The sequence below is a fragment of the Streptomyces sp. YIM 98790 genome, from assembly GCF_011421595.1.
Lineage (GTDB): Bacteria > Actinomycetota > Actinomycetes > Streptomycetales > Streptomycetaceae > Streptomyces.
Map to the genome: position 1 here is coordinate 1 of NZ_WTLH01000247.1, position 7,289 is coordinate 7,289.

A 7,289-nucleotide genomic window follows, 5' to 3' on the forward strand; every position below is an offset into this window, starting at 1 on the left:
ACCCGGCTCCCCGAACGGATCGGCCACGAACCGCTCCGCGGTCAGACCACCCCGCCCGTGATAACCCCGCGCAATCGCACCACCCACATACAACTCACCGACCACACCCACCGGCACCGGCTCCAGACCCGGACCCAGCACATACGCCCGCATGTTCCCCAACGGCATACCGATCGGCGTCCCCGCGGAAACGGACGGCCCTTCCTGACCGCCGTGACCGCCCTGCTCACCGGCGGTGAAGGTGGTGGCGTAGAAGCTCTCCGTCTGGCCGTAGGCATTGACCACCCGGGCCCCGGGAATGGCCTGCCGCACCCGCTCCACCAGCGCCCGCGGCAACGCCTCCCCCGCGAACACCACCGCATCCGCCGCGATCCTCCCCGGCACCTGATCCAGCAGCTCCGCGAACACCGAGGGAACCGTGCTGATCACACCACCCGACCAGCCACCCCGCTCCCCGATCACCAGAACATCCCGGGCCACCTCCACCGTGCCGCCCACCGACAACGTGGTGAAGATCTCGAACACCGACACATCGAAATTCACCGACGTGCCCGCCAGCATCCGCGTCCCGGCACCCACCCCCACAGCCCCGACAAGCTGCGTCACCCCATTGACCACCCCGCCATGGGTCAGCGCCACACCCTTGGGCACCCCCGTCGACCCCGAGGTGTACATCACATACGCCACCTGACCCGGCAGCACCACGGGCAACGGCTCACCCACGGAACCGCCATCCACCGTCAGATCCAGCTCATCCAGGCACAGCCGTGGTGTCCCGTCGGCGGGCAGCGTGCCGGAGATCTCGCGGTCGGTCAGCAGCAGCGCCGGGCCCGCGTCGGCCACGATGTGATCCAGCCGCCCGCTGGGATACCGCGGATCGATCGGCAGATACGCCGCACCCGCCTTCAGCACCCCCAGCAGCGCCACCACCAGATCCGCCGACCGCGGCAGAGCCACCCCCACCACCGACTCCGCGACCACACCCCGCTCACGCAGCAACCGCGCCAGCCGCCCCGCACGCGCATCCAGCTCCGCATACGTCAGCGACTCCCCACCGCACACCACCGCCACCGCATCCGGCGTCAGCCCCGCCTGCCGCTCCACCAGACCCGCCACCGACACCGACGGCACCGCCACCGCCGTGTCATTGAACCCCCGCACCACCAGCTCACGCTCGGCCGGCTCGGTGAGCCGGACGGCGGAGACCGGGCGGGACGGCTCGCTCACCAGCTGCTCCACCACCCGCACATAGCGGGCGGCGAGGGCCTCGGCGGTGCTCCGGTCGAACAGGTCGGTGGCGAACTCCAGAAGGCCCACCACGCCCATGCCCGGCAGGTCGGCCATGTTGAAGAACAGGTCGAACTTGGCGCTGCGGGTCCGGACCCGTTCGATGTCCACCCGCACCCCGGGCAGGGTGAAGTCCCGCCGGGCGAAGTTCTGCCAGGCGAACATCACCTGGAACAGCGGCGAGTAGGCCGTCGAGCGCTCCGGGTTGAGCACCTCCACCAGCCGCTCGAACGGCACGTCCTGGTTGTCGTAGGCGGCCAGGGCCTTGCCCTTGACCCGCTCCAGCAGCTCCTCGAAGGACGGGCAGCCCGACAGGTCCGCGCGCAGCACCCAGGTGTTGACGAAGAAGCCCACCAGGTCGGCGAGCGCCTCGTCGGTGCGGTTGGCGATCGGGGAGCCGATGGTCAGGTCGTCCCCGCCGCCGAGTCCGTGCAGCAGCACGGCCAGCGCGGACTGGAGCACCATCGACACCGTGGCCCCGCGTTCCCGGGCCAGGTCGGCGACGGCGGCGGCCACCTCCGGCGGCAGGGCGAACTCCACCGCGTCGCCGCGGTGGCTGGCGACCGGGGGGCGCGGCCGGTCGGCCGGCAGCGGCAGCGGCTGCGGCACCCCCGCCAGCTCCTCACGCCAGTAGCGGACCTGCCCGGCCAGCACGCTCTCCGGATCGTCCTCCTCGCCCAGCACCTCCCGCTGCCACATCGTGTAGTCCACGTACTGCACCGGAAGCTCCGGCCAGTCCGGCGCCTCACCGCGCAGCCGCGCCCCGTAGGCCGCCGCCAGATCCCGCGCCAGCGGCGCCATGGAGGAACCGTCGCTCGCGATGTGGTGGATCAGCAGCACCAGCACGTGTTCCCGCTCGGCCAGGCGCAGCAGGGTGGCCCGCACCGGGATCTCCGCGGCGAGGTCGAACCGGTGCCCGGCGCAGTCGGCGAGGGCGTCGGCCAGGCCCTCCGGCGCCACCGGGACCACCGGGATGGCGACGGTGACCGCCTCGGGCGGCAGCACCCGCTGGGCGGGCACGCCCTCGGCGTTCACGGGGAACACGGTGCGCAGGCTCTCGTGCCGGGTCACCACGTCGCGCACCGCGGCTTCCAGCGCGGCGGTGTCCAGGTCACCGGTCAGCCGCAGCGGGAACGGCACGTTGTAGGTCTCGGAGGGGCCCTCGAACCGGTCGATGAACCACAGCCGGGTCTGGGCGAAGGACAGCGGCGCGGGGTCGGGCCGCTGCCCGGCCCGGCGCAGCGGGGGCCGGACCCGGGTGCCGGTGGCGAGCCGTTCGGCGAGTTCGGCGACGGTGGGCGCCTCGAAGACCGCCCGCACCGGCACCTCGATGCCGAGCGCCGAGCGGATGCGGCTCACCAGCCTGGTGGCCAGCAGGGAGTGGCCGCCCAGGTCGAAGAAGTTGTCGTCGATGCCGACCCGGTCCAGGCCCAGGCCCTCGGCGAACAGGCCGCACAGCAGTTCCTCGCGCGGGGTGCGCGGGTCCCGTCCGCCGGCCGCCCCGGCGAAGTCGGGGGCCGGCAGCGCGGCCCGGTCCAGCTTGCCGTTCGGGGTGAGCGGCACCTCGGCGATGGCCACCACCGTGGCCGGCACCAGGTGTTCCGGCAGCCGGTCCTTCAGGTGGCCGCGCACCTCGCCGACCAGTGCGCCGATCCGGCTCGCGGCGGCGGGGTCGTTGGCCAGCGGCCGCCCGTCCCGGCCGGCGGGCAGGAAACCGCCGGTGATCACCCGGCCGGTGACCGGCCCGGCCGGGAACAGCACCGCGTCGAAGCACTCGGGTGCCCCGGCCGACCAGGTGAGCAGCGCTCCCCAGCCGTGCCCGGCCGCCCAGTCGTCCAGCTCCTGCGGGTCGAGCGCGGGGCCGCCGGCGGCCGTGGCCGGGGCGGGGATCACCGAGGCCGCGACCGCGGCCTCCGCCTCACCGGCCAGGCGGGCGTTGGGAATCCGGGTCACCCGCACCGGGCCGTCCTGCCGGGTCCGGCACAGCTCCTCCAGCGCGGCCAGGCCGTCCACCTGGCGGCCCCAGCGCAGGGCGGGGACGCCGTCCACCGGGAGCGGGTCCACCGGCGCCTTGTGCAGCAGCACCTCGTAGCGGTGCCGGGTCAGCTCGTTGTGCGGCCGGCCGGGCTTGAGCCGGATGTCCGCCCCGGCGGCGCCGTGCCGTTCCGCCCAGCGGGTGAACCACTCGGGGTCGAGGACGAGTTCCTTCTCCATCAGCACGTCGCGGGCCACCGCTGCGCGGGTGGCGGCGGGGGACGCCTCGGGGTGCCGGGCCCGCCGCACCCCGGCCCGGAACAGCCGCAGGGAGTCCGCGTTGCGCACGTCACCGACGAGTATCCGGCCGCCCGGCACCAGCAGGTCCATGGCCCGGGCCAGCACCCGGTCCAGGTATGCGGCGTCCGGGAAGTACTGCACCACCGAGTTCAGCACCACGATGTCGAAGTGCTCCCGCGGCAGGCCGGCCATGTCGTCCGCGGGCTGGTGGCGCAGGTGCACGCGCTCGCCGAACCCGGCCCGCTCCGCCTGCTCGCTGAGCCGGCCGAGCACCGCGGCCGAGATGTCGGTGCCCCAGTACTCGTCCACGTCCTGGACGATCCGGGCCATCAGCAGACCGGTGCCCACACCGATCTCCAGCACCCGGCGCGGGGACCAGCAGGTGATCCGCTCCACCGCCGCGTCCCGCCACACCCCCATCTCGGGCAGCGGGATCGGCTCCCCGGTGTAGCTGGAGTTCCAGCCGGAGAAGTCCTCGCCCCACCGGGCTCCGGGGGCCGCGTAGAGCTGCTGGTAGACCTGCTCCCACTCGTTCACCTGCTGCCCGGCGTCGACGGCGGCCGGGTCCTGCGGGCCGGGCACCACGTAGCCGAGCAGGCGCCGCTCGCCGGTCTCGTCCTGGTGCCAGGTGACCACGGCCTGCGCCACGCCGGGGTGGGAGACCAGGGCGGCCTCCACCTCACCGGTCTCGATGCGGAAGCCGCGGATCTTGACCTGGCCGTCCGTCCGGCCCCGGAACGACAGGGTGCCGTCCGCGGAGCGGACCACGATGTCCCCGGTGCGGTACATCCGCTCGCCCGGCTCGCCGAACGGGTCGGGCAGGAAGCGTTCCGCGGTCAGCGCGGGCCGGTTGTGGTAGCCGCGGGCGAGCCCGGCGCCGGCGATGTACAGCTCGCCGGGGGCGCCGACGGGCACCGGCCGCAGCGCCGCGTCCAGCACGTGGACCCGCATGTTGTCCATGGGCCGCCCGATGGGCACCGGCTCGCCGACCTCCTCGGCGGTGCGCATCGGGTGGCAGGTGGCGAACGTGGTGGTCTCGGTCGGGCCGTAGCCGTCGACCAGGGTGAGGCCGGGGCAGGCGGCCAGCACCCGGCGGGCCGCGGCCGGGGAGACCACGTCGCCGCCGGTCCACAGTTCCCGCACGCCGGTGAACGCCTCCGGGTGCTCGTCGGCGATCACCTTGAACAGCCCGGCGGTGAGCCACAGCGCGGTGACCCGCTGCTCGGTGAGCACGGCGGCCAGGGAGCGGGCGTCCAGCCGGCCCGGCGGGGCCACCACCACCCGGCCGCCGCCCAGCAGCGGGGTCCACAGCTCGTAGGTGGCGGCGTCGAACGCCTGCGGCGAGTGCAGCAGCACCCGCTCGTGGGCGCCGTTGCGGTACCGCTGGTCGAGGGCGAGCCCGACCACGGACCGGTGGGTGATGCCGACGCCCTTGGGCACACCGGTGGAGCCGGAGGTGTACATCACGTAGGCGAGCTGGTCGCCGCGGTCCGGCACGTCCGGTGCGGCGGCCGGTGCCGCGGCCACCGCGGCGGCCGTCTCCGGGTCGTCCAGCACCACCTGCGGGCAGTCGGCGGCGGGCAGCCCGGCGGCGATCTCCGCGACCGTCAGCAGCGCCGCGGGGCGGGCGTCGGCGAGCATGAACTCGATGCGTCCGGCCGGGTAGCCGGGGTCGACCGGCAGGTAGGCGCCGCCCGCCTTGAGCACCGCGAGCAGGGCGACCAGCAGTTCCGGGGAGCGCGGCAGCGCCAGGGCCACCACCGATTCGCGGCCCACGCCGCGCGCGGCCAGGAGCTGTGCCAGCCGGTTCGCCCGGTCGTCGAGCTCCCGGTAGGTGAGCGTCTGCTCCCCGCACACCACGGCCACCGCGTCCGGGGTGGCCCCGGCCTGCTCGCCGAACAGCCCGTGGACCGTCCGGTCCGGCACCGGGAAGGCGGTGTCGTTGAACTCCCGGAGCAGCCGGGTGCGCTCCTGCGGCTCCAGCAGGTCCAGCGCGCCCAGCGGGGTGTCCGGGTCGGTGACGAGCCGGTGCAGGAGGCGGGCGAAGCGGCCGGCGATGCCCTCGGCCGCCGCCCGGTCGAACAGGTGGTGCTGGTACTGGAGGCCGACCCGCAGGTGCGGCTCGGCGAAGGCCATCACGACCATCGGGTAGTGCGCGCCGCTGAGCGGGCTGATGCCGGTGACCTCGATACCGGCGGCGGCGTTGGCCTCGGTGAGGGCGACGCTGTCGATCGGGTAGGACTCGAAGCCGACCAGGGTGTCGAACAGCACGTTGAGCCCGGTGGCCCGGTGGATGTCGAGCAGGCCGTGGTGGTGGTGGTCCAGCAGCGCGCTCTGCCGCTGCTGGAGGCCGGTCAGCAGCTCCCGCAGGGTCTGCCGGGGGGCGCAGTCCACCCGCACCGGCAGGGTGTTGATGAACAGGCCGACCATGGAGTCCACGCCGGGCACCTCGGGCGGGCGGCCGGAGACGGTGGCGCCGAAGACCACGTCCTGCTTGCCGGTCAGGGTGGCGAGCAGCACCGCCCAGGCACCCTGCACCAGGGTGTTCAGGGTCAGGCCCAGTTCGGCGGCGCNTGGCGAGCAGCACCGCCCAGGCACCCTGCACCAGGGTGTTCAGGGTCAGGCCCAGTTCGGCGGCGCGCCGCGACAGCTCGCGGGCCTCGGTGGCGGACAGCGGGACGTCGACCTGGCCGATGCCCTCCGGGTCGGCGCCGGACACGGCGTCCGGCACCAGCAGGGTGGGTTCGGACACCCCGGCCAGTTCCTCGGCCCAGGCACGGGCCGCCGCCTCGCGGTCGCGCTCCGCGAGCCAGTGGAGGAAGTCGCGGTAGCCGCGCACCCGGGGCAGTGCCGCGGTGTCCCCGGCCGAGCCGTACAGGCGCAGCAGGTCGCGCATGAGCAGCGGCACCGACCAGCCGTCGAACAGGACGTGGTGGGCGGTGAACACCAGCTCCCACCGGTCGGCGGCCATGCGGACAAGGGACATCCGCACCAGCGGCGGGGTGGCCGGGTCGAAGTGGGTGGTGTGGTCCTCGGCGAGGAACCGCTTGANCAGCGGCACCGACCAGCCGTCGAACAGGACGTGGTGGGCGGTGAACACCAGCTCCCACCGGTCGGCGGCCATGCGGACAAGGGACATCCGCACCAGCGGCGGGGTGGCCGGGTCGAAGTGGGTGGTGTGGTCCTCGGCGAGGAACCGCTTGAACTCCGCCTCGCGCTCCGGCTCCGGCAGGCCGCTCAGGTCCCGCTCCTGCCAGGGCAGTGCGGCGTGGCGCGGCACGATCTGCACCAGGTCGCCGGCGGCGTCCGGCACGAAGGCGGTGCGCAGGTTGGGGTAGCGGTCCAGCAGGGCCTGTCCGGCCGCCCGCATCCGCTGCGGGTCGACCTCGCCCGCGAGGTGGAAGACGAGCTGCATCTGGTAGGCGTCGAAGGTGGAGCCGGCCAGCATGGCGTGGAAGAGCAGACCGGACTGCATGGTGGTCAGCGGCCACACGTCGGACAGGTCCGGGCAGCGGCGTTCCCAGGTCTCGATCTCCTGCTGGGTGGCGTGCACCAGGGGGAGGTCGGAGGGGGTCAGGCCGCCGGCGCCGGGCCGGGCGGTGTGCCGGGCCAGGGCCTGGAGGGCGGACTGCCACAGCCCGGCCAGGCCGGTCACCTCCTCGCGGGAGAGCACACCGGTGGGGAAGGCGAGCCGGGCGGTCAGCCGCGGCCCCTCGGGCGTTTCGGTG

The 7,289-nt window shown here is 74.2% G+C and carries 1 protein-coding gene and 1 pseudogene; both read right to left on the reverse strand.

Going from position 1 to position 7,289, the window contains the following annotated elements; all coding sequences use genetic code 11:
* A partial coding sequence (locus tag GQS09_RS25720) for a non-ribosomal peptide synthetase (RefSeq protein WP_165989945.1) occupies positions 1-6,159 on the reverse strand: 6,159 nt, incomplete at its 3' end.
* 37 nt (positions 6,160-6,196) lie between these two features.
* Positions 6,197-7,036 (reverse strand): annotated as a pseudogene (locus GQS09_RS31130) (condensation domain-containing protein); the annotation flags it as partial.
* Positions 7,037-7,289: the final 253 nt, after the last annotated feature.